Annotated in this window: 1 protein-coding gene; it reads right to left on the reverse strand. The window is 45.2% G+C overall.

The window, feature by feature from the left end:
* Positions 1–1191 carry an elongation factor Tu gene (gene tuf, locus AC1M9B_RS14350; RefSeq protein ID WP_481592547.1) on the reverse strand — a complete coding sequence of 397 codons (1191 nt, stop codon included), beginning with the start codon at positions 1189–1191 and terminating at the stop codon, positions 1–3.
* Between the last annotated feature and the right edge of the window lie 11 nt (positions 1192–1202).

The raw sequence follows: 1202 nt of genomic DNA on the forward strand, positions 1-1202 counted from the left end.
TTATGCAGTTACTTTAGCAACAACACCAGCACCAACTGTACGACCACCTTCACGGATCGCAAAACGTAGACCTGGGTCCATTGCGATTGGGTGGATTAATTCTACTGACATTTCTACGTTGTCACCAGGCATAACCATTTCAACGCCTTCTTGCAATTGAATCGCGCCAGTTACGTCAGTTGTACGGAAGTAGAACTGTGGACGGTAACCGTTAAGGAATGGAGTGTGACGACCACCTTCTTCTTTAGAAAGTACGTATACTTCTGCATCGAATTTAGTGTGTGGCTTGATCGCACCTGGTTTAGAAAGTACTTGACCACGTTGTACGTCTTCACGCTTAGTACCACGTAATAAGATACCACAGTTCTCGCCCGCACGGCCTTCGTCTAGAAGTTTACGGAACATTTCAACGCCAGTTACTGTAGTTTTAACTGTGTCTTTGATACCTACGATTTCAACTTCTTCGCCTACTTTCACGATACCAGCTTCTACACGGCCAGTTACTACTGTACCACGACCAGAAATAGAGAATACGTCTTCGATTGGCATTAAGAATGCTTTATCAATAGCACGCTCTGGCTCTGGGATGTAAGTGTCAAGCGCTTCAACAAGAGCAACAACTGCATCTTCACCGAACTGACCAGCTTCACCGTTAAGTGCAGCAAGAGCAGAACCACGGATAACTGGAGTGTCATCACCTGGGAAGTCATAAGTAGAAAGAAGTTCACGAACTTCCATTTCAACTAGCTCAAGAAGCTCTTCGTCGTCTACAAGATCACATTTGTTTAAGAATACAACGATGTATGGAACACCTACTTGGCGAGAAAGAAGGATGTGTTCACGAGTTTGTGGCATTGGACCATCAGTCGCAGCACATACAAGGATCGCGCCGTCCATTTGAGCAGCACCAGTAATCATGTTTTTAACATAATCGGCGTGGCCCGGGCAGTCTACGTGAGCGTAGTGACGAGTTGGAGAATCGTATTCTACGTGTGATGTATTAATTGTAATACCACGTGCTTTTTCTTCTGGTGCAGAGTCGATTGCAGCGTAGTCTTTAGCTTCACCACCGAATTTCTTCGCACATACAGTTGCGATAGCAGCAGTTAAAGTTGTTTTACCATGGTCAACGTGACCGATTGTGCCCACGTTAACGTGTGGCTTATTACGTTCAAACTTAGCCTTAGCCATGAGATCTTCCT

It is taken from the genome of Acinetobacter sp. ANC_7513 (assembly GCF_056779915.1).

Coding starts and splice junctions, on each gene's coding strand:
- tuf (WP_481592547.1), bottom strand. CDS start 1,191: ATGGCTAAGGCTAAGTTTGAACGTAATAAGCCACACGTTAACGTGGGC.